25 protein-coding genes are annotated in these 24,130 nt (G+C 61.5%); 9 read left to right on the top strand and 16 right to left on the bottom strand.

Annotated elements, in window-relative coordinates; genetic code table 11:
* Window positions 1-146: 146 nt before the first annotated feature.
* Complete coding sequence (locus DMY87_RS08695; RefSeq protein ID WP_205908158.1) at window positions 147-1,304, bottom strand: calcium:cation antiporter; 1,158 nt, start codon at window positions 1,302-1,304, stop codon at window positions 147-149.
* A gap of 140 nt (window positions 1,305-1,444) precedes the next feature.
* On the opposite strand from DMY87_RS08695, the gene DMY87_RS08690 reads away from it, so the two are divergent.
* Complete coding sequence (locus DMY87_RS08690; RefSeq protein ID WP_110790879.1) at window positions 1,445-1,714, top strand: DUF2188 domain-containing protein; 270 nt, start codon at window positions 1,445-1,447, stop codon at window positions 1,712-1,714.
* Window positions 1,715-1,735: 21 nt separating this feature from the next.
* Here DMY87_RS08690 and DMY87_RS08685 read toward each other — a convergent pair whose 3' ends face one another.
* Window positions 1,736-2,659, bottom strand: a complete 924-nt coding sequence (locus DMY87_RS08685; protein ID WP_110790878.1) for a LysR family transcriptional regulator — start codon at window positions 2,657-2,659, stop codon at window positions 1,736-1,738.
* A gap of 103 nt (window positions 2,660-2,762) precedes the next feature.
* On the opposite strand from DMY87_RS08685, the gene DMY87_RS08680 reads away from it, so the two are divergent.
* Entirely contained in the window at window positions 2,763-3,788 is a 1,026-nt protein-coding gene (locus DMY87_RS08680) for an NAD(P)H-binding protein (protein WP_110791023.1), read from the top strand.
* Complete coding sequence (locus tag DMY87_RS08675) at window positions 3,785-4,183, top strand: DUF6220 domain-containing protein (RefSeq protein ID WP_110790877.1); 399 nt, start codon at window positions 3,785-3,787, stop codon at window positions 4,181-4,183. The genes DMY87_RS08680 and DMY87_RS08675 overlap by 4 nt, the downstream gene beginning before the upstream one ends.
* 162 nt (window positions 4,184-4,345) lie before the next feature.
* Here DMY87_RS08675 and DMY87_RS08670 read toward each other — a convergent pair whose 3' ends face one another.
* The 4 genes from DMY87_RS08670 to trxB all read right to left on the bottom strand — a co-directional run bounded on the left by DMY87_RS08670 (window position 4,346) and on the right by trxB (window position 8,054).
* The gene (locus tag DMY87_RS08670) at window positions 4,346-5,446 is read right to left on the bottom strand and encodes an alkene reductase (RefSeq protein WP_110790876.1); all 1,101 of its coding nucleotides are present in this window, start codon (window positions 5,444-5,446) and stop codon (window positions 4,346-4,348) included.
* A 61-nt stretch (window positions 5,447-5,507) separates the two neighbouring features.
* On the bottom strand, window positions 5,508-5,801 hold the full coding sequence (locus DMY87_RS08665) for an ArsR/SmtB family transcription factor (RefSeq protein WP_110790875.1): 294 nt from the start codon (window positions 5,799-5,801) through the stop codon (window positions 5,508-5,510).
* Between the two features lie 358 nt (window positions 5,802-6,159).
* Window positions 6,160-7,056: a LysR family transcriptional regulator VtlR gene (locus DMY87_RS08660; RefSeq protein ID WP_110790874.1), complete on the bottom strand. Its 897-nt coding sequence runs from the start codon at window positions 7,054-7,056 to the stop codon at window positions 6,160-6,162.
* 20 nt (window positions 7,057-7,076) lie between these two features.
* On the bottom strand, window positions 7,077-8,054 hold the full coding sequence (gene trxB, locus DMY87_RS08655; RefSeq protein WP_110790873.1) for a thioredoxin-disulfide reductase: 978 nt from the start codon (window positions 8,052-8,054) through the stop codon (window positions 7,077-7,079).
* A gap of 237 nt (window positions 8,055-8,291) precedes the next feature.
* On the opposite strand from trxB, the gene DMY87_RS08650 reads away from it, so the two are divergent.
* Both DMY87_RS08650 and DMY87_RS08645 read left to right on the top strand, forming a co-directional pair.
* Window positions 8,292-8,759 carry an Lrp/AsnC family transcriptional regulator gene (locus DMY87_RS08650; protein WP_110790872.1) on the top strand — a complete coding sequence of 156 codons (468 nt, stop codon included), beginning with the start codon at window positions 8,292-8,294 and terminating at the stop codon, window positions 8,757-8,759.
* A 63-nt stretch (window positions 8,760-8,822) separates the two neighbouring features.
* Complete coding sequence (locus DMY87_RS08645) at window positions 8,823-9,560, top strand: hypothetical protein (protein WP_205908154.1); 738 nt, start codon at window positions 8,823-8,825, stop codon at window positions 9,558-9,560.
* Here DMY87_RS08645 and DMY87_RS08640 read toward each other — a convergent pair.
* Genes DMY87_RS08640 through greA form a run of 3 tightly spaced genes read right to left on the bottom strand, consistent with a single transcriptional unit; the run spans window position 9,514 to window position 11,950 of the window.
* A complete protein-coding gene (locus DMY87_RS08640; protein WP_110790870.1) occupies window positions 9,514-10,344 on the bottom strand; it encodes a glycosyltransferase family 25 protein in 831 nt (276 codons plus the stop codon). The two genes, DMY87_RS08645 and DMY87_RS08640, sit on opposite strands and share 47 nt — an antisense overlap.
* Before the next feature lie 45 nt (window positions 10,345-10,389).
* Window positions 10,390-11,457 (bottom strand): glycosyltransferase family 4 protein, encoded by a 1,068-nt coding sequence (locus DMY87_RS08635; RefSeq protein WP_110790869.1) that lies wholly within the window; start codon window positions 11,455-11,457, stop codon window positions 10,390-10,392.
* Window positions 11,458-11,473: 16 nt separating this feature from the next.
* A complete protein-coding gene (gene greA / locus DMY87_RS08630; RefSeq protein WP_110790868.1) occupies window positions 11,474-11,950 on the bottom strand; it encodes a transcription elongation factor GreA in 477 nt (158 codons plus the stop codon).
* 288 nt (window positions 11,951-12,238) lie between these two features.
* Here greA and DMY87_RS08625 point away from each other — a divergent pair, with 288 nt between their 5' ends.
* Together DMY87_RS08625 and DMY87_RS08620 are read left to right on the top strand one after the other, a co-directional pair.
* Window positions 12,239-13,468, top strand: a complete 1,230-nt coding sequence (locus DMY87_RS08625) for a putative DNA modification/repair radical SAM protein (protein WP_110790867.1) — start codon at window positions 12,239-12,241, stop codon at window positions 13,466-13,468.
* Window positions 13,468-14,934, top strand: a complete 1,467-nt coding sequence (locus DMY87_RS08620; protein ID WP_110790866.1) for a UdgX family uracil-DNA binding protein — start codon at window positions 13,468-13,470, stop codon at window positions 14,932-14,934. Before DMY87_RS08625 ends, DMY87_RS08620 begins: the two co-directional genes overlap by 1 nt.
* A gap of 94 nt (window positions 14,935-15,028) precedes the next feature.
* On the opposite strand, the gene DMY87_RS08615 is transcribed toward DMY87_RS08620, so the two are convergent.
* From DMY87_RS08615 to carB, 7 genes are all read right to left on the bottom strand, one after another.
* A complete protein-coding gene (locus DMY87_RS08615) occupies window positions 15,029-16,582 on the bottom strand; it encodes an MFS transporter (RefSeq protein ID WP_110790865.1) in 1,554 nt (517 codons plus the stop codon).
* Window positions 16,583-16,712: 130 nt separating this feature from the next.
* Window positions 16,713-17,177: an SRPBCC family protein gene (locus DMY87_RS08610; RefSeq protein WP_110790864.1), complete on the bottom strand. Its 465-nt coding sequence runs from the start codon at window positions 17,175-17,177 to the stop codon at window positions 16,713-16,715.
* On the bottom strand, window positions 17,174-17,626 hold the full coding sequence (locus DMY87_RS08605) for an SRPBCC domain-containing protein (RefSeq protein ID WP_110790863.1): 453 nt from the start codon (window positions 17,624-17,626) through the stop codon (window positions 17,174-17,176). Before DMY87_RS08605 ends, DMY87_RS08610 begins: the two co-directional genes overlap by 4 nt.
* Window positions 17,623-17,973, bottom strand: a complete 351-nt coding sequence (locus DMY87_RS08600; protein ID WP_110790862.1) for an ArsR/SmtB family transcription factor — start codon at window positions 17,971-17,973, stop codon at window positions 17,623-17,625. Before DMY87_RS08600 ends, DMY87_RS08605 begins: the two co-directional genes overlap by 4 nt.
* Before the next feature lie 135 nt (window positions 17,974-18,108).
* On the bottom strand, window positions 18,109-18,303 hold the full coding sequence (locus DMY87_RS08595; RefSeq protein WP_110790861.1) for a DUF2283 domain-containing protein: 195 nt from the start codon (window positions 18,301-18,303) through the stop codon (window positions 18,109-18,111).
* Window positions 18,300-18,554, bottom strand: coding sequence for a DUF4258 domain-containing protein (locus DMY87_RS08590; RefSeq protein ID WP_110790860.1), 255 nt, complete (start codon window positions 18,552-18,554; stop codon window positions 18,300-18,302). The genes DMY87_RS08595 and DMY87_RS08590 overlap by 4 nt, the downstream gene beginning before the upstream one ends.
* Before the next feature lie 9 nt (window positions 18,555-18,563).
* Complete coding sequence (carB, locus tag DMY87_RS08585; RefSeq protein WP_110790859.1) at window positions 18,564-22,046, bottom strand: carbamoyl-phosphate synthase large subunit; 3,483 nt, start codon at window positions 22,044-22,046, stop codon at window positions 18,564-18,566.
* Between the two features lie 338 nt (window positions 22,047-22,384).
* Between carB and DMY87_RS08580 the strand changes: the two genes are divergently transcribed.
* Both DMY87_RS08580 and DMY87_RS08575 read left to right on the top strand, forming a co-directional pair.
* Window positions 22,385-23,302, top strand: coding sequence for a phosphatase PAP2 family protein (locus DMY87_RS08580; protein ID WP_110790858.1), 918 nt, complete (start codon window positions 22,385-22,387; stop codon window positions 23,300-23,302).
* 83 nt (window positions 23,303-23,385) lie between these two features.
* Window positions 23,386-24,108, top strand: coding sequence for a DUF1868 domain-containing protein (locus DMY87_RS08575; RefSeq protein WP_110790857.1), 723 nt, complete (start codon window positions 23,386-23,388; stop codon window positions 24,106-24,108).
* Window positions 24,109-24,130: the final 22 nt, after the last annotated feature.

The raw sequence follows: 24,130 nt of genomic DNA, 5'->3' as shown, positions 1-24,130 counted from the left end.
GGGGGCGATCTTCAACCGCATCGTGTTGACAATGCGGCGGAAGGGCCGAAGGGGCCGATCCGTACGGGATGAACGGGAACTTTCCACAAAAGTTCCCGCTTCAAGGTCACCTGGACGTGAAGGAAGTGTGCAGTGCACGCGGCGAATCAGAGGCCCAGGAAGGCGAGCATGATGAAGGTGGCGAAGAGGACGAAATGGGTCATGCCCTCGATGGCATTGGTCTCGCCGTCGTTCAGATTGATGGCGGCCGCGATGAGCGTGATGGCAACCATGGTGGTCTGGACGGGCGTCATGGCCATGACGAAGGGCTGGCCCGTGTAAAGGGCGATCCCCTCCATGACGGGTACCGTCAGGATGACCGTGGAGAGCGATGCCCCCATGGCGATGTTGATCGTCGCCTGCATGCGGTTGCGCAGGGCCGCGCGCAGTGCTGTCAGGATTTCCGGGGCTGCCGAGATGGCGGCAACCAGGATGGCCGTGAGGGCGACCGGGGCGCCGGTACCCTCAAGCCCGGCATCCATCAGCACTGCCATCACCTCGGCCAGAATGCCGATCAGCACGACGCCGAACAGGATGACACCGATCGACCAGACCGCCGACGTGGGCGGGGCTTCCGTCTTGTCTTTCGCCGAAGCCGGAGCGACGCCGCCGCGTCTGCTCTTTCCGCCGGAAGCCGGCCTTGGCTTTGGGGCTGCCGGCGGGGCCGCAGCGCGACTCGGGTAGCTGTAGGAGAAGAAATAGCTGTGGGTGCCGACCTGCATGCGCAGGAAGAGTCCGTAGAGCGCCAGCATCGCGAAGATGGTGAACACGGAATAATACTGCCAGCGGTCGGTGGGGATGAATTCCGGCACGACCATGGAAATGCCCATGGCGGTCAGGATCATCACGCCATAGGTCTTGCCGCTGTCGTCATTATACGGCTGTTCGCCGTGCTTCAGGCCGCCGATGAGGGCAGCGAGGCCGAGGATGCCGTTGATGTCCAGCATGACGGCGGAATAGATGGTGTCGCGCACCAGCGTCGGGGAGGCCCCCTTGTTCATCATGATCGCGAGGATGATGACTTCCACCGCGACTGCGGACAGGGTGAGGATCATCGTTCCATAGGGATCGCCGACCTTGTGGGCGAGGATCTCTGCATGGTGGGCAACACGCATGGAGCCGATGACGATCGCGGCGATCAGGATGACGGCACCGACCAGCGAGGCGACCTGGCCATGTTCGAGCAACGCATGCTCGCCAAACCATGCGGCGATCCCCAGCAGGATGGGGATGAGCAGGAGCCTTTCCTGCTTCAGTGCGGACATCATTCTGGGCTGCTCCTTCGGTTGGCTCCCTTTAACGGGTGGAACATAGCTGTGTTCCCTCGACAAGACCCGGTTGCCTTCCAGATTTGCGCCCCGGCGTTTTTGATGGAATAATCCCTTTAGCCCGAGAGGAGAAGGCTATGGTGAAGATCATCTACGAGATCGTCCCCCACGACGGCGGCTGGGCCTATCGGCTTGGCCAAGTCTATTCGGAAGCGTTCGGGACGCATGACCAGGCGCTGGAGGCGGTGCGCATTGTTGTTGCCGAGCAGCAGGTCGGGGACGAGCCGGTGACGATCAGCTATCAGGACGAAAACGGCCGCTGGCGGGAAGAATACAGCGACGGCGGAGACCGGCCGGAGATCGAGGTCGTCGACGCCTTTGTCGAGACCTCCGCACCTCCGGGTTGACCTTTCATCCGAGGATGCCGTTTACGGTCGGGTCGAAGGCCTGGATGCGGGCGTTGGGCCCGCAAAGGCAATGAGCCCCGCCACCAGGGCGTCGAAGGTCGTGCGAAAGCGCGGCGTGGTCTTCAGGCTCTCATGCATGACCACATAGGTTTCAAGCCCGATATCGAGCAGGCCCGGGAGCACTTCCACGAGATCAGGATCGTTCCGACCCAGAGCGACCTGACACACCCCGATGCCGACGCCGGCGCGGATGGCCGCCATCTGGGCGAGATTGCTGTCGGCGCGAAACTGGAAATGCAGATTGGCCACCATCGGATTGTTTTTGAGGATCTCACGGATATAGGCGAGCTGCCTGTCGAAGCCGATCATGCGGTGGTGTGAAAGATCTGCGAGCGTGGTCGGTATGCCGCGACGTTCCAGGTAGCGCCGATGGGCATAAAAACCCATGGGAAGCACGCCGATGCGCCTGCTGAGAAGGGCGGCCTGACGCGGCGTCGTCATGCGCACGGCAATGTCGGCTTCCTGGTTCAGGAGATCCTCGACCGTGTCGGAGGCAGAGAGTTCGATCTCGAGTGCAGGATGGCGTTCCTGCAGTTCGGCCAGAATCGTCGGCAGAGCTTCGATGGCGATCACCTCGCTGGCGCTGATACGGATCGTTCCGCGCACTTCTTCCATGTCGCCGGAGGCAATGCGGGCCAGGGATGCCGACATCGCAGCCATGGATCGGGCGTGCCCATGCATGGCGCGCGCCTTTTCCGTCGGCAACAGTCCCTGCGGCCCGCGCAGGAAGAGAGGGCCGCCGAAAGCCTGTTCCAGCGCCTCGATGTGGCGCCCGGCCGTCGGTTGCGTGAGGCCGAGGCTGCGCGCTGCGGCCGACAGGGAGCCGCTGTCGAGCACGGCGAGGAAGGTGCGGTAGTGGTCCCAGCTGATTTGATCGGTGTCCATGCATTTATGTATAGCAGATCGACAATATTCGGCAATTTTGAATATCGTGGCGGCGTGTCATCCTTTCAGCAGATCCGAACTGAAGGAGATCGACATGACTGAGATGAATGCCATTGCACCACGTCCTCTGGCGCTTGTGCTCGGTGCCACAGGTGGTCTCGGCGGCGCTCTCGCCGAAGCCTTGCTCGCGCGTGGTTATCGGGTGCGCGCGATGCATCGCAACCCGGGAGCGCAGATGGCGGCACGGCCGGCCTATGAATGGGTGAAAGGCGATGCCATGAATGCGGCAGACGTCCTGCGCGCAGCGGAGGGCGTCCGGTTGATCGTGCATGGGGTCAATCCGCCCGGCTATTGCAACTGGGGGCAGCTGGTGTTGCCGATGATCGACAACACGATTGCGGCCGCGCGGGCTGTCGGTGCGCGCATCCTGATGCCCGGCACGATCTACAATTACGGGCCGGATGCCTTTCCGCTGCTGTCCGAAGACAGTCCGCAGACACCCACCAGCATCAAGGGGGGAATCCGCGTGGCGCTGGAGCGGCGGCTCAAGCGGGCCTCCGAAGACGGCGTGCCGGTGATCCTGGTGCGGGCGGGCGATTTCTTCGGCCCTGACGCCGGCAATAACTGGTTTGCGCAGGGGCTTGTCATGCCCGGCAAACCGGTCCGTTTCGTCATCAATCCGGGGCGCAAGGGTGCCGGCCATGCCTGGGCTTATCTTCCCGACGTGGCAGAGACCTTCATGCAGTTGCTCGACCGCGCGGATCAGCTGCCGACCTTCGCCCGCTTTCACATGGATGGATTTTTCGACGCCGATGGGAGCCAGATGGCCAAGGCGATCGGCCGGGCGATCGGCAAACCGTCGATCCGAATCTGGTCCTTTCCCTGGCTGCTCGCCGGGCTTGCGAGGCCTTTCGTGCCGCTGATGCGTGAGCTGCACGAGATGCGCTATCTCTGGAAAACGACTGTTCGGCTCGACAATCGCCTGTTGGTGGAGCGGCTGGGGGCTGAGCCGCGCACGCCGCTCGACGAGGCCGTGAAGGCGACGCTTTCGAGCCTGGGATGCCTCGATCCCGCGGCGGGTCCGTCGGCCCCGGCTGCACGCGCCGTCGTGACAGGCGGTGCCGCATGACGGCGGCATCTATAAAAGGGTCCGGGCAGGCCCTGGCATCCGGCCTGTTCTCCGGCTTCGCAGTCCTGACGCTGGTCGGCATTGCCGGTCAGTTCGTGCTGGCCGGGATGTCGATCTTCGGCGCTGCCGATGCCTGGGGGCTGCACGGGCTTTTCGGTGGTCTGGTCTCCCTGCCGGTGCTTGCAATGCTCTGCCTGACCTTCTGGGCCCCCGCGCTGCGGGTGCTGCGGCGGGAGGCCGGTATCCTGACAGCGGTCTATCTGGTGCAGTTGGTTCTGGCGGGTCTGAGGTCCGACTTCCCGATGATTGCCGCGCTGCATCCGCTCAATGCACTGATCATGGCCGATGTTGCTATGGGCATTGCCAAGACCCGGTTCCCGAGCGCGCGGTCCTGACCTATCGCATTTCCGGCGAAAACGGAGTCGCCTTCAATGCTCTATGTCTTTGTTTTCACGCAATTCCGGACGCAAGACCGTCTCGCACATTTGCTGGAATTGCTCTAGACAAAGCCCCCGCATCCGCGATGCGGGGGCTTTGTTTCGGAGCTTTCGTCTGGATCAGGCAAGCGTCGGATAGGTCGTGTATCCTTGAGCGCCGCCGCCGTAGAGCGTTGCGGCTTCCACTTCGTTCCAGGCCGTGTCTTCCTTCAAGCGGCGGACAAGGTCCGGATTGGCGATGAAGGGACGACCGAAGGCGACGACATCGGCGTAACCGCTTTCCACCGCTTCGAGGGCGGCTGCCCGGTCATAGCCATTGTTGACCATCCAGGTGCCCTTGCCGCCCTTGGCGCGGTAGGCAGCCTTCAATGTCTTCCAGTCGAAGGGCAGGACGTCGCGTGGGCCGCCGGTGGCGCCTTCGATGACGTGGATGAAGGCGAGATCGAAGCCAGCAAGCTTTTCGACCAGTGCCGTGTAGACGGCGGTCGGATCGGGGTCCGACACGTCGTTGGCCGGCGTTGTCGGGGAGATGCGGATCCCGGTGCGATCGGCGCCGATTTCCTTGACGATGGCATCAACGACTTCGATCGTCAGGCGAATGCGGTTTTCGATCGAGCCGCCATAGGCGTCGGTGCGCTGGTTGCTGTTCGAGCGCATGAACTGCTCCAGCAGATAACCATTTGCGGCATGGATTTCGACACCATCGAAGCCGGCCTCGATGGCCGAGCGTGCGGCCTTGCGATAGTCCTCGATCAGGTCTGGGATCTCCGAGAGATCCAGCGCGCGCGGCTCGGAGGTTTCGGCAAAGGCCCCGGAACCGTCAGCATTCAGGATGTAGGTCTTGGATTTGGCAGCGATGGCCGAAGGCGCCACCGGCTTGCCGCCGTCAGGCTGCAGCGAGGTGTGCGAGATGCGGCCGACATGCCAGAGCTGGGTTACGATCTTGCCACCGGCCGCATGCACGGCAGCGGTGACTTTTTTCCAGCCTTCGATGGCTTCCGGCAGGTAGAGGCCGGGCACGTCGGCATAACCCTGGGCCTGGTGGCTGATGGCGGTGCCTTCGCTGACGATCAGGCCGGCGGTAGCGCGCTGGCGGTAATATTCGACGTTCAGGTCGTTCGGTATGGCGCCCGGCGACCGATTGCGGGTCAGGGGCGCCATGGCAACGCGGTTCGACAGGGAAATGTTTCCGACGGTCGTCGGTTCAAAGAGCTTGGACATGTAACCTCTTGAGCGTTTCCGGCGGTGGGAGGGTGGTCGCCGGGAACCGGGATGTGGGAGGTCAGAGCATGCCGTTCAAGGTCTTGATGAATTCAGCAATGGTATCTTCGTCACGGCGATAGAGCACGCGCTGGCCAACACGCTTGGAGCTGATGAGGCCCGCGCGCTGCAAGGTTGCCAGATGTGCGGATACGGCGGATTGCGACAGGCCGGAGCGCTCGAACTGGCCGGCGCTGATGCCTTCGCCGGCTTCTTCCTTCGGAACGCCGAAATATTCGTCGGGCTCCTTCAGCCAGATCAGCATCTCCATGCGCGCAGGATGCGCCAGCGCCTTCATCACATCCTCTAGGTACATAAACCCTCCAGTGTATTCGGTCTTGATCAACGGAGCGAAACTCCGCGCATTCCTTTTTATGGGGTTGCGGCGATAGTTCCGCGTTACGCTTCAAATTCCGGAGCGCAGGATTTGTTCCAGGCGAAAGCCAAAAAAAGAGGGCCACTGGAAAACCAGGGCCCTTTAAATTGTGAAGGTTAAAACCTCCAGAGGGGAACAGCTGCTGCGGTGGAACTGGGAGGAAAAAGCCACCATGTGCATCAGCTGTGTGCGATATGGTGGTTTTTTGTGCAGTGAACAATGCTTTTTTATGCATGTCAGGCATGCGGTGAGCGCAGGTCAGTGCGCGAGGCATACAATTTTGCCCTGCGAAAGGCGCTCAGAAGTTCCAGTTTCTGGCCTTTGCGACGATGAAATCGCGGAAGGCCTTCAGCTTCGCCGCGTTCTTGATTTCGTCGGGATAACAGAAATAGGTGTCGAAGGAGGGTACATCCGCACTCGTCACCAGCTGCAGCAGGCCCGGATCGCGACCGACGATATAGTCCGGCAGCATGGCAATGCCGATGCCGAGCAGGCAGGCGCGCTTGATCGAGGTCAGGCTGTTGATCTGCAGATGCGGCGTGCGCGGATTGTCGGAGGTGCGTCCGGCGACCTCCAGCCAGTTCACGTCCAGCAGGTAGTTGGGTGCCGGCTCGCCGAAGGTGATGATCCTGTGGTTGTCGAGATCCTCGATCGACTGTGGCTCGCCATAGCGGTTGATGTAGGACGGTGCCGCATAGACGTGCATATGCACGGTGAAGAGCTTGCGCTGGATGAGATCAGATTGCTGCGGCTGGCGCAGGCGGATGGCGCAGTCGGCGTGGCGCATGTTCACATCCAGCTCCTCGTTGTCGAGGATGAGCTGGATCGACATGTCGGGGTGGAGCTGCAGGAATTCCTGGACCTTGTCGGTCAGCCAGCCCTGGCCGAGGCCCACGGTGGTCGTTACACGCAGTTTGCCGGATGGTTTCTCCGTCGTCTCGGTCAGCTGCATCTTCACGGTCTGCAGCTTCAGCAGCACATCATGCGCCGTGCGATAGAGCAGTTCGCCCTGTTCGGTAAGAATCAGGCCGCGGGCATGGCGGTGGAAGAGCTTGACGCCGATATCCTGCTCCAGCGAGGAGACCTGACGGCTGATGGCCGACTGCGAGAGATGCAGCTTGTCGGCGGCATGCGTGAAGGAGCCGGCTTCGGCGGCCGCATGAAAAATGCGCAGTTTGTCCCAGTCCAGCGGCATGCCGCCCCCTCTCATGGCGGCTATTCCGCCGCTTGCTGGGTGGGGACCGACAGGGCGGTCAGGTAGCGCTCGGCTTCGAGCGCCGCCATGCAGCCCATGCCGGCCGCGGTAATCGCCTGGCGATAGACGTCGTCGGTGACGTCACCGGCGGCGAAGATGCCGGGCACATCGGTCGCGGTTGAATCGGGAGCGGTCCACAGATACCCGTTGGACTTCAGCTTCAGCTTGCCCTTGAACAATTCGACGGCCGGGGCATGACCGATCGCGACGAAGACGCCGTCGATCGGCATGTCGGTGACAGCGCCGGTCAGCTGGTCCTTGAGCCTGACGCCCGAGACGGACGGCGGCATCGGCGGCTTGGCGGGCGTGCCGGTGATTTCCTCGACCGTGGTGTTCCAGAGGACACGGATATTGTCCTTGGCGAAGAGGCGTTCCTGCAGGATCTTTTCCGAGCGGAACGAGTCACGGCGATGGACGACGGTGACCGACTTGCAGATATGCGAGAGGTAAAGCGCTTCCTCGACGGCGGAATTGCCGCCGCCGACGACGATGACGTCCTTGTTGCGATAGAAGAAGCCGTCGCAGGTGGCGCAGGCAGAGACGCCGAAGCCCTGGAAATGCTGCTCGCTTTCGATGCCCAGCCACTTTGCCTTCGCGCCTGTGCAGATGATCAGCGTATCTGATGTCCAGACCTGGCCACTATCGGTTTTCACGGTGAAGGGGCGATGGCTCGTGTCGACCTCGGTCACGAGATCGCTGACGATCTCGGTGCCGACATGGATCGCCTGGTTCAGCATCTGCTCCATCAGCCAGGGCCCCTGGATCGGATCGGCGAAGCCGGGATAGTTTTCCACGTCTGTCGTGATCATCAGCTGGCCACCCTGTTCCATGCCGGCGATGAGGACCGGCTTCAGCATGGCGCGGGCGGCATAAATGGCAGCGGTATAACCGGCGGGGCCGGAGCCGATGATCAGCACCTTGGTGTGGCGGGCGGTCATCTCAGTTCCTTTCAAATCGCGGCGGCGGGGGCGAAGTCCCCTCTCAAATGGGTGGGAGCAAGGTTCCCCGCAATGGTCGGCCCATTTAGGATTGAAGCGTCACGCAATTCAAGGCCGGGAATGCATTAGCAACAAGGTGATTGACCGGCATGCGCAATTATTGTGCGCAAACTCGACACTTTCTTGCCTGCTGCATTTTTTCGGATAGATAACTGAAGACGATCAGCGGGAGCGAGCATGCTCAGACTTGAACTCGACGCCATCGACCTGCGCATTCTCAAGGAATTGCAGCAGGACGGGCGCATGACCAATGTGGAACTGTCCGAGCGTGTCGGCATTTCCGCCCCGCCCTGTCTGCGCCGTGTGCGCAAACTCGAGGAGGCGGGCGTGATCGAAAGCTATCACGCCGTGTTGAATGCCAACAAACTCGGCTACGACCTTGTCGCCTTCTGCATGGTCGGCCTCAAGCACCAGTCGGAAGCCAATCTCAAGGCCTTTGCCGCAGCAACCGACAGCTGGCCGATCGTCCGTCAGGCGTGGATGGTCAACGGCGACAGCGATTTCCTTTTGCATTGCGTGGCCGCGAACCTGACGAAGTTCCAGGATTTCGTCATCGAAGTGCTGACGGCCAACGAACATGTGGACACTGTCCGGACGATGCTGACGATCCGGCAGGTGAAGAAGGTCGGATTGCTGGAGGTTTGAGCTTCATCCGCAAGGCCGGTTGGTCGACTACACAAATCCGAAGACTTGAATAGGATGAATCCGGTGGCGCGAAAGAAAACGGCGTTCGAACAATTCTTCTCCCTGAACTGGCACCGCAAGCGCCTGGGTGGCGCAAAGCATGTGAAATCCTCCGGCGATTTCGCGGCCATGAAGGCGACGCTGGTGGATGGCGATGCTCCGAAGCAGACCCGTGGCTCTGCGAAGTCACTCGATGAACATCTCGAGAACCTCAGGAAGGAATTTGCGGGGCAGCCCGAGCTGCTCTGGCACCATGCCAAGCTCATCGTGCTCCTGCGCCGCGGGGTGGATACCGAAACGGTCTTTGCTCAGTTCTCTGAACTCTGGGACGCGGAGGGCCTCTATCTCTGCGAGGCTCTCAATCTGCGCTGGCTCGTTTCCGCGACCGACACCTTCGCTGACCATGCATCCGACAGCGAGACGCGGGTTCTGGCGACCCTGGTTTCGCTTCTGGTCAACACGGTAAAGATCTACGAGACCGAACGCATATTGGCCGATGGCGAACCCTTGCCGCTCTCGCCGGCAAAAGTGGCGCGGGTCCAGAATGAACTCATCCCTTTGTTTTCTGGGCTTTCCTGCTTCACCATCGGTACGGATGACACCTTGCGGAACACGCGCTGGCGGCTCGATCCCCTGATGGAGAAGGGCGCGGTGGGCCTCATTCTGAAAACCGTCTTTGATCGCCTTCAGGTCGAGGACACCGCTTTTGCCCGGCTCAGGGCAGTACATCACCGTGAACGGACGGGGTGGTGGTCGAGCTGATCGGGGTCAACTGGCCAAGATAGCCGAAATCCTGACGCTCCACGGAGAGCCGGGTGCGTTCTGCCCGACCGAAAACTTGTAGCTGGCGCAAACCCATCCTCAGTTGAGCCCAGATTCGGCGCAGGCGGTGGCGCCAGTTCCCCTTCGTGCGTGCGCCGTTCACTGGGGAGATCGAGGATATGGTCTCGAGCGGCACGTCGACCTGTTCGGCCGTGGCGCGGTCGCTCTGAAAAGCGAGGGGCGGAACGGCCTGATAGGCATCGAGGCTGTAACAGGCACAGATGACAGCATCGGCCAAGCCACAGGTCGTTTCGGTTGCGGCTAGCAATTTGCGGGCGCCGTTCGGCCAAAGGACATAGGCGGCTGCTCCGGACCGGTCCTGATAGAGGCGTCGGAGCTTCGGATATCGGGCCGCACGACGCGAGAGCAGCTTCTTGCGGCCTCGGGTCTCCAATGTGACAAAATCCATGTCCGTTGCTGTGGCGAGGGTGTCGAGCAAGGCCGGCAGCTGATCGGAGAGAATCGCATCATCCTCCAGGATCAGTATGGGATCGCCCTGGCTTGCGACCACCTGCCAGGCCTGCTGATGGCTGAGAAGGCATGCCCGTTCGGCGCGCGTCAGAGGTCGCTCCCAGGTCTCCCAATAGGGGGTGTCCGCCGTTTCGTCGGCGTTTTTGTCGAATGCCGGCATGCGCTCATGGGCAATTCCGAGGATAGACAGTTGTCGCTCCTGGAATATCCGCCTTTCCGAGGCGGCTTCGAGATTGATCACCAATGCTCTCATGGTTCTCCCATTGCCGATGTGGCCGCTGGCCGGGCTCGATGCAATTTATATAGCAACTCTGCGATAGAGGCCGCCAAGAGATGTTGCTTCGCCTTCGAGCGCAAATCTCTGCGTGACATGACGCCGACCACTCCTGCCCTGTTGGTCGATGACGTCGGGATCCTCCAGCAGAGCGGATGCAGCGGCAATCATGCCGGGCAAGTCGCCTGCGGGAATGACGGTGCCCGTCTCTCCCTGTATTACCAGCTCCGAAAACGCCCCCACATCCGTGGCGACCACAGGCACACCGGTGGCCATGGCTTCCAGGGGGGTGAGGCCGAAACCTTCCCAGCGTTGGGGCGCGATAAAGAGGTCAAGGGTCCGATACCAGTTGGCGATATCCGTGTGTTCGCCGACGAAGAGGATGCGGTCGGCGAGGCCTGCCGCCGCCACCTTCGCCTTGAGCTCATCCTCAAAGGCCTGGTGCTGGGGCGTGGCGCGGCCAGCGACGATGGCTGCCCAACCGGGGTGTCGGGGGAGGGCCGCGATCATGGCGTCGACGAAGAGGTCCGTGCCCTTCTGGTGGCGGACGCGGCCGAAACAGCCGATGTAGCGAAGGTTTGGCGCAAGGCCGCAGACACGCTTGGCCTCGGCCTTGTCTTCCGCCGGCCGAAACGTCTCGCAGTCGATGCCGTGCATGACCACGGTGTTGGGCACTTCGAGATAGGCCGAGGTCTTGGCGCTGGTGGCGATCACGGCGTCCATCTGGCGGATCAGGAACTTCGTCCAGCCGGAATGCTTGCGCTGCGATGCGGATGTGAAAACGAGTTTCAGAGGCATGCGCAGGAGGTCGCGCAGGATGATGCCAGGCAACATCTCGATGTTGCGGCGGGCATGCCAGACGCGGTGCGTGTGACCCTCCGGCGGACGCCAGAGTTTCCACAGGTCGCGGAAACGCAGATGCGGCAGGTCAGAGGGAAGGCCCGGTCCGAGAACCGCGACCTTCTGGCCGAGACGGTTCTGGACGGGAACCAGTTGGATGATCGTCGAGGTGACGCCGGAAAGACGCTGCTTGAAGTTCGGCGCGATCACGTGGATCTCGTCGAGATCCACGTTGTTCTTCGTCTTCGGCATCAGCAGAACCAGTCCATCAGCCCCAGTTGACCGCGAGGATCTCGTAGGCCTTCGAGCCTCCGGGCGCGACCACTTCGATGCTGTCGCCAGCTTCCTTGCCGATCAGCGCACGCGCGATCGGGGACGAAATCGAGATGCGGCCAGCCTTCACGTCGGCTTCCTGGTCGCCGACGATCTGATAGGTCTTTTCTTCGTCCGTGTCCTCGTCGATCAGCTTGACGGTGGCGCCGAACTTGATCTTCGAGCCGGACATCTTGGAGAGGTCGATCACTTCGGCGCGGGCAATCAGGTCTTCAAGCTCGCCCACGCGGCCTTCATTGTGGCTCTGGGCTTCCTTGGCGGCGTGATATTCGGCATTTTCCGACAGGTCGCCATGGGCGCGGGCTTCGGCGATTGCCTCGATGATGCGCGGACGCTCCTCCTGCTGGCGCCAGCGCAGCTCTTCGCTGAGCTTGGCAAAGCCGTTCTGCGTCATCGGTACCTTTTCTACCATTTCTTCTTCCTTCGTCTCTTTGGCCGCAGGCGCGGGCACAAAAGAAAACAGGTTCCGAAGCAAAGCTGCGGAACCGTGTCACAAATCAGGTTGCAATCACTATAGCAGAATGCTTCGCGCAATTTCCAGAGGTTTCGGACAAACCGTCCGTTGTCCTTGTTATCATTGCAACAATCTGTCGGATTGGCCCTAAAATGCGGCGATCTCTCTGATTTGTCGGCACGGCGGACGGTTTGTCGCAGCCGTCATTCTTGACGAAGATTGATAGAACATATAGTGAACATTCTTATGAAGAAATCGCTGAAAGACCGGCTGGCCATTCTCTCGGATGCGGCCAAGTATGACGCGTCCTGTGCCTCCAGCGGTACGACGCGACGGGACTCCAAGGCTTCGGGCGGGCTCGGATCAACCGAAGGATCCGGCATTTGCCATGCCTATGCGCCCGATGGCCGGTGCATCTCGCTTTTGAAGATCCTGCTTACCAATTTCTGCATCTATGACTGCGCCTATTGCATCAACCGGTCGTCCAGCAATGTCGAGCGCGCACGCTTCACGCCGGACGAGGTGGTCTGGCTGACCATCGAATTCTATCGGCGCAATTATATCGAGGGGCTGTTCCTCTCTTCGGGCATCATTCGGTCCTCTGACGACACGATGGGGGAGATGGTGAAGATCGCTAGGGATTTGCGCATCAAACACGGCTTTCGCGGCTATATCCATCTGAAGACGATCCCCGAGGCTTCCGCCCATCTGGTCGAAGAGGCGGGGCTCTATGCCGACCGGCTGTCGATCAACATCGAACTGCCGACCGATCACGGGCTGGAACGCTATGCACCGGAGAAGCGGCCGGTCAACATTCGTCGGTCCATGGCCGATCTGCGGCTGAAGATCGAAGAGGCGCGCGAGCCGACGCTTTCCGGCAAACGCAAGACATTCGTGCCGGGTGGGCAGAGCACGCAGATGATTGTCGGGGCCGATGGGGCTGATGATGCGACAATCCTTGGGTCGAGCGCCCGGCTTTACAGTTCTTATGGGCTGAAACGGGTGTATTATTCCGCCTTCAGCCCGATCCCCGACAGCTCGAAAAACCTGCCCCTGATCAAGCCACCTTTGATGCGGGAGCACCGGCTTTACCAGGCCGACTGGCTCTACCGCTTCTACGGCTTCTCCATCGACGAGATTGCCTCGATCGGCGAAGGCGGCATGCTGGATCTCGAACTCGACCCCAAGCTCGCCTGGGCACTTGCCAATCGCGACCGGTTTCCGGTCGATGTCAACAAGGCCGACAAGGAGACGCTGCTTCGGGTGCCCGGATTCGGCACGAAGACGGTCAATGCGCTGGTTTCAGCACGCAGGCATCGCACCGTTCGGTTGGAGGATCTGGCACGGCTCGGTGTCTCCTTGAAAAAAGTACGCTCCTTCATCACGGCTGAGGGCTGGTCGCCGCATCAGCGCCTTGACCGATCCGACCTGAGGGCTGCATTCGCCCCTCCGCCGGAACAGCTGTCTCTGCTCTGATGCGCGAGGTCACGCTGGCGGGACGCGGGGATTTTACCGAGTGGCGAGAGGCGGCGCGAGCACTGCTTACCGACGGCGTAGCGCCACAGGATGTGTTTTGGCAGACGGGCCAAAGTCCGGGGTACCTCTTTGGGCAGGCTGCAGTCTCAACACCGCGAGCGGCAGCCGGATCAGCGCCATTGTCGGTGCCGAAAGGTTTTCTGGCGGCGGCGGAAGCGGCCGTCTGCCACAGTGATCCCCTGCGATTCGATCTGCTCTACCGGCTGCTCTGGCGGATCGGTGCGGAGCGTACCTTGCTGGAGGTGACATCGGATCCTGACGTCGTGATGCTGCGTGGCATGATCAAGAACATCAGGCGCGACAGCCACAAGATGACGGCCTTTGTCCGTTTCCGCGAGGTTGAGGCGGTTCAGGCAGGGCGTCGGCGTTTCGTGGCCTGGTTCGAGCCGGAGCATTTCATCGTTGCGCGCACGGCCGGCTTCTTCCAGCGCCGTTTCACCGACATGGACTGGCTGATCGCAACGCCGAAAGGTTCGGCGGCGTGGAACGGGCAGGTGCTGAAAACGGCGGGCGAACCGGCCGCGCGGCCGGAAGCCGAGGATGAGACGGATGAGCTCTGGCGCACCTATTTCGCCAATATCTTCAACCCGGCGCGGGTGAAGATCCGGGCGATGCAGTCGGAGATGCCGAAAAAATACTGGAAGAACATGCCCGAGGCCTCGCTCATTCCGGATCTGATCGCCGGTGCCGAGAAGCGGGTGGCGGAGATGGCGGCAAGGGAGGCGAGCCAGGCGCCGGCCTTTCACGAGCGCTTGCAGGCGCAATGGCAGGGGCGGGAGAAGGGCGACGGTGCCGATCTGCCGCCACTGGAACGGCTGCGGCGGGAGGCGTCCACCTGCACGCGCTGCCCGCTACACTGTCATGCGACGCAGACGGTGTTCGGGGAGGGGCCTGAAAATGCCTCCGTGATGTTCGTGGGTGAACAGCCGGGAGACACCGAGGACCTCGCCGGAAAGCCGTTCATCGGTCCGGCCGGCAAGGTGTTCGACGAGGCCGTCGCGGTTGCTGGGATCGACCGCCACCAAGCTTACGTCACTAATGCGGTGAAGCACTTCAAATACGAGCGGCGCGGCAAGCGACGTATCCATATGCGCCCGGAGGCAGGCGAAGTCGCCCATTGCCGCTGGTGGCTGGCCAAGGAGATCGAGATCATCCGGCCGCGGATTGTGGTGGCCCTGGGGGCAACGGCCTATCTGTCGCTGACCGGGGAAAGCCGACCGATCGCTGAGGTCAGGAGCATGCCGATCCCGATGCAGGACAACCGCATGCTGCTGGTCACCACCCATCCGGCGGCGATCCTCAGGATGCCGAATGAAGACTTGAGGGCGCGCAGTCTCACGGCGTTTCGGTCGGATCTTGTCGGTGTGAAACGGCTTTCCGAGACCCTGTCGACGTCGGGGCACTAAAAGCCGGGCGCAGGCTCGTTTCCGGCGCGACCTCACGCCTTCGACCGCCGTCCTGCAGGACGGTGGGGATCAGAGCTGCGACCGGGTAAGGAGGTCAATGGTCGTGGCTGGAAGCCGCCGCGTCGAGATCGATTTCCGTTTTCGCGTAAACCCGCGCCGCGATGGCGGCGAGCAGCAGCAGCGTAACCGTGGCCAGCGCGCAGCAAAGCGCGAAGCCGCCGGCATAGCTGGTGCGGGCCAGTTGCAGCCATGGGGCGGCTTCGTTGCCGGTGGCGCGGGCAACTTCGAGCGCGGTGCCGAGCGCCGAGGTGACGGAGTCGCGGTCTGAAGGTGACAGCGCGGCCAGATCTGCATTCTGCATGCCAAAGCGGTAGAACAGCGTGCCGAGGCTGCCGAGGACCGCGACACCGAGTGCACCGCCGAATTCCGCACTGGTTTCCGAAATGGCGGAGGCGGAGCCGGCCCGCTCCGGCGGGGCCGTGCCAACGATCAGGCCTGTCGTCGTGAGGATAACCGGCACGAAGCCGAGGCCCATGACGATGCTCGCCCCGAGTACGCCAACGAGACTGGAGTTCCATGCGGCGATCGCCATGAGACCGGTGCCGAGCGCATTGACGACAAGGCCCAGCAGGACCGTGCGGACGGGTCCTAACCGGTTGGTCACCCGCCAGGCCTGGAACGACATCACGGTGAAGACCAGCGATGAGGGGATGGACCAGAGGGCGGCCTTGAGCGGTGTGAGGCCGATCACAAGCTGCAGGAAGAGGTTCTGGAAGAGGAAGAGGCCGAAGATGAAGAAGACGCCGGCAAGATTGACCATCAGCGACGCGGTGAAGGCCGGGATCTTGAACAAGGCGAGGTCGATCATCGGGTGTTCGAGCACCTTCTGGCGCCTGACGAAGACGATGCCGACGGCGAAACCGAACAGGATCGGCACGAGCTGGATCGGCTCGAAACCTTCGGCTGCCATTTTCTTGAAGCCGTAGACGATCGGCAGGACGGTCAGGAGTGAGAGCGCGACGCTCAGGAGATCGAGACGTCCGGCCTTTTCATCCCTGTATTCCGGCAGCAGGAAGGGTGCACTGGCAAGCAGCGCGGCCATGATCGGCACGTTGATGAGAAAGACCGAGCCCCAGTGAAAATACTGGAGCAGCACGCCGCCAATGAGCGGGCCGATCAGGCCGCCGAGCGCAAAGGCCGTGCCCCAGATGCTGATCGCGCGATTGCGTTCGCTCTCGTCGCGGAAGAGGTTGACGACGAGCGACAGGGTGGAGGGGGCGATCGTGGCCCCGGCGATGCCGAGCAGGGCGCGGGCGACGATCAGCGTCGAGGCGGTATGGGCGAAAGCGGCGAAGACGGACGCTACAGCGAAGAAGAAGGCGCCGATGAGGAGCACCTTGCGGCGGCCGATTCGGTCGCCCAGCGTGCCCATGGTGACGAGGAAGCCGGCGACCATGAAGCCGTAGATGTCATTGATCCACAAAAGCTGGGTGGCCGACGGATCGAGGTCGGCAACGATCGCGGGCATGGCGAGAAAGAGAACCGAGAGGTCCATCGAATAGATCAGGCAGGCAATGGAGAGGATCAGGAGACCAATCCATTCCCGGCGGGTTGCCTTTTCGGCGCCACCCTCGATCGCAGCAGACATCCAGACCTCCCCCATTATCCGGCGGCACAGTGCCGTGATGCGCCGGTTTAGGCAAATATGAAATTTTGATGGAACCTGTTTTCAGGCGTGATGGGATCTTGCCCGGTCGCACCCTGCCGTCGTTGCAGTTTCACGCCATCCGACCGGTGATGTAACCGTCCAGGCGCGCCAGCGTCTGGTGACCGCCTTCGACGGCGCCGAACTTCAGGGTTGCGTTCCGCGCTTCGGGTGTCGGGAAGATCAGCGTGATCGTCACACGGGTCTTGCCGCCGTCAGGCTGAAGCGTGATCACGCCGTGGAAATGGGCCGGTTCGCCCATCTCGCCACCGTGTTCATAGGCAATGCGGGTCGGCGGGGTGATATCCTGGTAGCGGATCCAGTTCGGCCAGTCCTTGCCGTCGGGGCCGTGCATCGTGTAGCGCCAGAGGCCGCCGACGGAAAAATCCATTTCGTGGGTCTCGTTGCGGAAGCCGTTCGGTCCCCACCACTGGTCGATGTGGTGCGGATCGGTGAACATCTGGAAGACGAGATCGATCGGGGCGGAGACCAGTCGGTCCACTTCGATGATGCGGGCGGGGTCGATTGCCATGGTCATTTCGCGGATGCTCCCTCGTCTTTGGCCAAAACGGCTTCAAGGCGGTCGAAATTCTGCTCGTTGGCGGCGCGGATGAATTTTTCGAGCTCGCGGTTCTCGTCCGTCGGCTCAAACAGCATGCGCCAATGGAGCCGCGTGCCGCTGTCTTCGGCCACGTAGGTCATTTCCATGGTGAAGACATGCATGGGTTCGTGATGCAGAAAGACGATGCGGCTATTCGGAACGATTTCTTGAAAGGTCGAGTGGTTGTCGAAATCCGTGCCGTTGGAGGCGGTCATGGTGATGCGCCAACTGCCGCCTTCGCGGAAGTCGAATTCGTCGATGCGGTTGGTAAAGTCGTGCGGTCCCCACCAGTCCTTCAGCGTGTCCGGATCGGCGAAGGCGCCGAACAGGGTCGGGGCGTCGACGGGAAACAGGCGGTCGTTGAGGATTTCCAGTTTGTCGGTCATGGCGTGTCTCCCGTGTCGTCAGGGGTCGATTGCAGTGTGGCCAGATAGTCTTCCAGCCTGTCCAGACGGTGTTCCCAGAGTTTGCGATAGTCGCCAACCCAGCTGTCGACAGCTTTCAAGGGTTCCGGCTCCAGCCGGCAGGGGCGCCATTGGGCCGTGCGGCTGCGCGAGATCAGCTTGGCACGCTCCAGAACCTTCAGATGTTTGGAGACGGCCGGCAGACTCATGGCGAAGGGTTCAGCCAGTTCGTTGACGGTGGCCTCGCCGGTGGACAGGCGGGCGAGGATGGCGCGTCGCGTTGGATCGGCGAGGGCGAAGAGGGTTTCCGACAAGGGATCTGCTGGCATAGAATTAGCCGATCGGTTAATTAACTGATCGGGTAAATACAAAATATGATGTTGGCCGTCAAGTGACCGGGCAAATGCACTTTGAAGCAAAGGAAAGTCTGGCGACAGCGCGGACATCAGGCGTCTGGCAAGGCTTCAGGCGGCATCCTCAAGTGCTGCGGCTGGCAGGTTTGCGGATGCGTTCAGAACCTCGAGGCCGACGATCCGGCCATCACGATCGTAGTCAAGCATGATGCCCTTCGACACTTCCTCTGTCTCCAGAACCGGCTCGGTGGAGAAGCGGATATAGGCCGCATCGGCGGCGGCATCATATTCAAGCTTCGGCTTCATCGGGGCATCCGTGCCTTGCGATCGAGGAATGCCGTGATGATACGGATTTCGGTCGCGGTTTCCAAGCAGATTACCCGCAAAATCCGCTCCTCGCGTTCCGGGACGCGCCGGTAACGCCGCTCAGTCGGCGGACCGGAGGGATCTGCCTCCGCCCACTCCGGGTCGCGGACCGTAAGCTCGATCCATGCTCGATCGAGTTGCCGCTCCGAAATCACCGTTTCCGTATGGAGGGTGAAATGGAGCGGCTTCATTTGTTGGCCTCAGAAATAACTCTGCAGCGGACGAACCTCGAGCTGGCCGCCTTTGAGCGCGCGGATGGCTTCGGCGGCGGCAAGGGCGCCGGCCATGGTCGTGTAGTAGGGCACCTTCTGCATCAGGGCCGCGCGGCGCAGCGATTTCGAGTCCGAGATCGCCTTGTTGCCGTCGGTCGTGTTGATGACCAACTGGACCTGACGGTTGCGGATCGCATCCTCGATATGCGGACGTCCTTCCAGCACCTTGTTGATCTTGATCGCCGGAATGTCGTTTTCGGCGAGGAAGCGCTGGGTGCCACCGGTTGCCATGACCTTGAAGCCGATCTGGGTCAGGATCAGGATCGCGGGCAGGGCGCGGACCTTGTCCTCATCGCGAACCGAGACGAAGACCGTGCCATCACGCGGCAGTTCGACGGAGGCGCCGAGCTGGCTCTTGGCGAAGGCGAGCGCAAAATCGGTGTCGAGGCCCATGACTTCGCCGGTCGAGCGCATTTCGGGGCCAAGCAGCGTGTCGACGCCGGGGAAGCGGGCAAAGGGGAAGACGGCTTCCTTGACGGCGATGTGCTTGAGGTTGCGCGGATCGGGTTTCTTGCCGTAGGCGGCGATCGCGTCGTCGAGCTTCTCGCCGGTCATGATGCGGGCGGCGATCTTGGCGATCGGGGCGCCGATGGTCTTCGCCACGAAAGGCACCGTGCGCGAGGCGCGCGGGTTGACTTCGAGCACGTAGATGACGTCGTCCTTGATGGCGTACTGGACGTTCATCAGGCCGCCGACATTGAGCGCCTTGGCCATGGCGGCCGTCTGGCGTTCCAGTTCGTCGAGCGTTGCCTTGGAGAGCGAACGGGAGGGCAGCGAGCAGGCACTGTCACCCGAATGGATGCCGGCTTCCTCGATATGCTCCATGATGCCGGAGACGAAGACGGTCTCGCCGTCGCAGAGCGCATCGACGTCGACTTCGATCGCATTGGTCAGATAGCTGTCGAACAGGAGCGGGTTCTTGCCGAGCAGCGTGTTGATCTGGCCGGTCTTGTCGTTCGGATAGCGCTGCTTGATGTCCTCGGGCACGAGACCCGGCACCGTGTCGAGCAGGTAGGACTGCAGCATCGATTCCGAATGGATGATCTGCATGGCGCGGCCGCCGAGCACATAAGACGGGCGCACGACCAGCGGGAAGCCGATTTCGGTCGCGACCAGGCGGGCCTGTTCGACCGAATAGGCGATGCCGTTGTTCGGCTGGTTCAAATCGAGCTTCATCAGAAGCTTCTGGAAACGATCGCGGTCTTCGGCGAGGTCGATCATGTCGGGCGCGGTGCCGAGGATCGGGATGCCGTTCTTTTCGAGCGCTTCGGCGAGCTTCAGCGGGGTCTGGCCGCCGAACTGAACGATGACGCCGACAACTTCACCCTTTTCCTGCTCGGCGCGCAGGATCTCGATCACGTCTTCGGCCGTCAGCGGCTCGAAATAGAGACGGTCGGAGGTGTCGTAGTCGGTCGAGACGGTTTCCGGGTTGCAGTTGACCATGATCGCTTCAAAGCCGGCATCCTTGAGCGCGAAGGCGGCATGGCAGCAGCAATAGTCGAACTCGATGCCCTGGCCGATGCGGTTCGGGCCGCCGCCGAGGATGACGACCTTCTTGCGGTCGGACACCTGGGCTTCCGAGCGCAGTTGGCCGACGAAGGGGGTCTCGTAGGACGAGTACATATAGGCGGTGGGCGAGGCGAATTCGGCAGCACAGGTGTCGATGCGCTTGAAGACCGGGCGAACGCCGAGGCCGTTGCGCAGTTCCGCGACTTCCTTCGGGCGCTTGCCGGACAGCGAGGCAAGGCGGGCGTCGGAGAAGCCCATGGCTTTCAGCGAGCGCAGATTTTCAGCGTCATCCGGCAGGCCGTGTTCGCGGACGCGGGCTTCCATGTCCACGATCGCCTTGAACTGGGCGATGAACCAGGGATCGATCTTGCAGCCCTCATGGACCTCTTCCGGCGACATGCCGAGGCGCAGCGCCTGGGCCACCATGCGCAGGCGGTCGGGCGTCGGGGTGCCGATGGCGGCGCGGATGGCGTTCTTGTCGTCACCCTGGCCGAGGCCCGGGATCTCGATTTCGTCGAGGCCGGTGAGGCCAGTTTCGAGACCGCGCAGGGCTTTCTGCAGGGATTCGGCAAAGGTGCGGCCGATGGCCATGACTTCGCCGACCGACTTCATCGCTGTCGTCAGCGTCGGTTCGGCACCGGGGAATTTTTCGAAGGCGAAACGCGGGATCTTGGTGACGACGTAGTCGATCGACGGCTCGAACGAGGCCGGTGTGGCGCCGCCGGTGATGTCGTTGTCGAGTTCGTCCAGCGTATAGCCGACGGCGAGCTTGGCGGCGACCTTGGCGATCGGGAAGCCGGTGGCCTTGGATGCGAGAGCGGACGAGCGCGAAACGCGCGGGTTCATTTCGATGACGACGAGGCGGCCATCGGCCGGGTTGACGGCGAACTGCACGTTCGAACCGCCGGTTTCAACGCCGATCTCGCGCAGAACCGCGATCGAGGCGTTGCGCATGATCTGGTATTCCTTGTCGGTCAGCGTCAGCGCCGGCGCGACCGTGATACTATCGCCCGTGTGGACGCCCATCGGGTCGATGTTCTCGATCGAGCAGATGATGATGCAGTTGTCCGCCTTGTCGCGGACGACTTCCATTTCATATTCCTTCCAGCCCAGGACGGATTCCTCGATCAGGACTTCCGTGGTCGGCGAGGCGTCGAGACCGGAATTGATGATCTCGTAGAATTCCGAGCGGTTGTAGGCAATGCCGCCGCCGGTGCCGCCCATGGTGAAGGAGGGGCGGATGATGGCGGGCAGGCCGACATGATCAAGCGCCTGGGCGGCGATCGCCATGGCATGGGCCATGTAGCGCTGCTTGCGGTCGGTTTCGCCGAGGTTCCACTGGTTTTCCAGCTCATCAAGCGCCTTGTCCAGCTCTGCGCCGGAGAGCTTGGCGCGCAATTCGGCGCGGGCGGCTTCATGGGTCTTGCGGTCGGCGTCCTTGATTTCGGTCGCGTTGGCGAGCATCGACTTCGGGGTTTCAAGGCCGATGCGCGCCATGGCTTCGCGGAAGAGGGCGCGATCTTCGGCCATGTCGATGGCGGCGGGCTTGGCCCCGATCATCTCGACATTGTAGCGGTCGAGAACACCCATGCGCTTCAAGGAAAGCGCAGTGTTGAGCGCCGTCTGGCCACCCATCGTCGGCAGCAGCGCGTCGGGACGCTCCTTGGCGATGATCTTGGCGACCACTTCAGGGGTGATCGGCTCGACATATGTGGCGTCGGCGAGACCCGGATCGGTCATGATGGTGGCCGGGTTGGAGTTGACCAGGATGACCCGGTATCCCTCTTCCTTCAGCGCCTTAACGGCCTGGGTGCCGGAATAGTCGAATTCACATGCCTGGCCAATGACGATCGGGCCTGCGCCAATGATGAGGATGGACTTGATATCTTGGCGCTTTGGCATGGCTCTATCCGTTCTTTGACCTGCGCGAAAAACCGGCCTGGGTGAGGGAGGTCACCGGCCGGGCGCAGAGAGATGGTCTTTTCAGGCTAGAAGCGGCTTATAGGGAAATGTCCGGACGGAAGAAACCCCGTTTTTACAGAAACTACCGGAAAAACTTCCGCAATGTGTCGGCAACTCCCGCCCAATGCGGTTGGCACCTGTTTGGGGGTGCATCGCGCCTGGCCAAAATCTTTGTCATCCTGTGTTGCCAGACGTTGCGTGTATACGTCTCCAACGGAATTTTAAGGGAATGATACGATCGTTCCTTCACCTAAGCAGAGCGCTCGGAGTGGAGCCGAATGTCACGCGATTTGGCAAACCTACGGTGCGCACTTCCGATCTACACAGTATGCAACGTCATTGCGATTGTCGCAATCACACTGCTCTCTAAGCTAAGGCTGGACGTTGCTTCGTTTGGGGCAGTGTTCTTCACGGTACCCCTGCTGGTCGTTGGTGCGCTCTTTACCCGGCGCAGAGTTATGGGGACGGCCTCTCTGATACTGGAGGTGCTGTGTAGCGGCATCGTGCTGTCCGTCGTGGTGTTGCTTGCCTCCTACCTCGCCATTTCGCTTGACCGCCCTCTTGTCGATGCCGCGCTTGCAGATGCCGACCGGTGGCTCGGTTTCAACGCATTTGATATCGTCACGATGGTCAACAACATGCCCGTGCTGAGCTCGATGCTCATGTACGCGTACTCGTCCTTCTCTCTACAGCTTCTTGTGTTGCCGATCTTGCTAATCGTTTTGGGCTCGCCGGCTTCGGCTTACACGCTTGTCCTTAGCTATGGGCTTGCGGGGGTGGTTGCGAGCCTCATCTCCATCTGGTTTCCGGCTGTCGGTGCTCACATCTCCTACGATCTGGCTTCTCAGCGTCTGCCATCGGTGAATCTGTATTATGGATACGCGTTTCTGTCCGAGTTCAATGCGGTACGCGCAAATTCAGAGTTCACCCTGTCGCTTGCGACGGCCCAAGGGATCCTCACTTTTCCGTCGGTGCATACGGCTGTGGCTATCATATGTACCGTTGCGTCGTTTGGGCAACGCGTGCTGAGGTATCCGGTCCTGACCCTCAACGTGCTCATGCTGATCTCGACCGTCACGCATGGTGGCCACTATCTGGTTGATGTCATAGCCGGCATTGTCGTGGCGACTTTGGCACTTGTAACCACCCTTGTGATCGCGCGTAGCCGCATACCCGGTATCGTTGCTCTAACTTAAGCGTTCCGTTTTCGCGATTTCTCGTCATAGTCCTTTTGCACGTTGCTGATAGCGCAAAGACCTCCGTCACTGCGAGGTCTAAAATGAACGCTCCAAAGCCGTCGAATCTTCACGATGCTACTGTCGACCCTATTGATGATGCCCTTCTGGCACATCTGGGCACACGCTACTCATCGGCTGGAATTTTCCTGCCCGAGCCGGGCAATACGATGGTTTGTCACCTGCAGGCGGGGTCCGAGACGGAGGCCGTGCTGCAGGAGGTCCGGGAGCGTTATCGTGCCATGCCCGGCAGCGAGCGCCTCGCATTCACAGCCGAATCCAGCCTGCACATGACGCTGTTCCAGGGCATTATCGAATATAGACGCCGATTGCCCTATTGGCCGGCGGATGTGCCGCTGGAAACGCCGATCGATGACATGACCGCGATCTTCCTCGATCGCCTTGCCGGTTTTGAACCGGGACAAGCATTCCAGATGCAGGTGGTGGCAGCGACGCCGAACGGGTTGACGCTGGAGGGCGTCTCGGAGGCGGATCGGGCGGCGCTCCGCTCGTGGCGGGATCGACTGGCCGATCTGCTCGGCTATCGCCATCCCGATCACGAGACTTACAGCTTTCACATCACCTTTGCCTATATGACCGAGCGTTTCGACGATGAGACGATGATGGCGTGGCAGCCGTTCCTGGCGGAGGTCGTCGAGGAGATCCGGCAGCGTGCGCCAATCCTTGCGCTCCGGCCACCGGCCTTTTGCAGCTTCGAGGACATGAACCATTTCGAGGAACTGCTGGTTCTGGAGCCACAGTCCTAGGTAACAAGCGGATCGGCCATTT

The sequence above is a fragment of the Peteryoungia wuzhouensis genome, assembly GCF_003205195.1.
Classification (GTDB): domain Bacteria; phylum Pseudomonadota; class Alphaproteobacteria; order Rhizobiales; family Rhizobiaceae; genus Allorhizobium; species Allorhizobium wuzhouense.
This window is presented reverse-complemented; position numbering and strand designations above follow the sequence as displayed.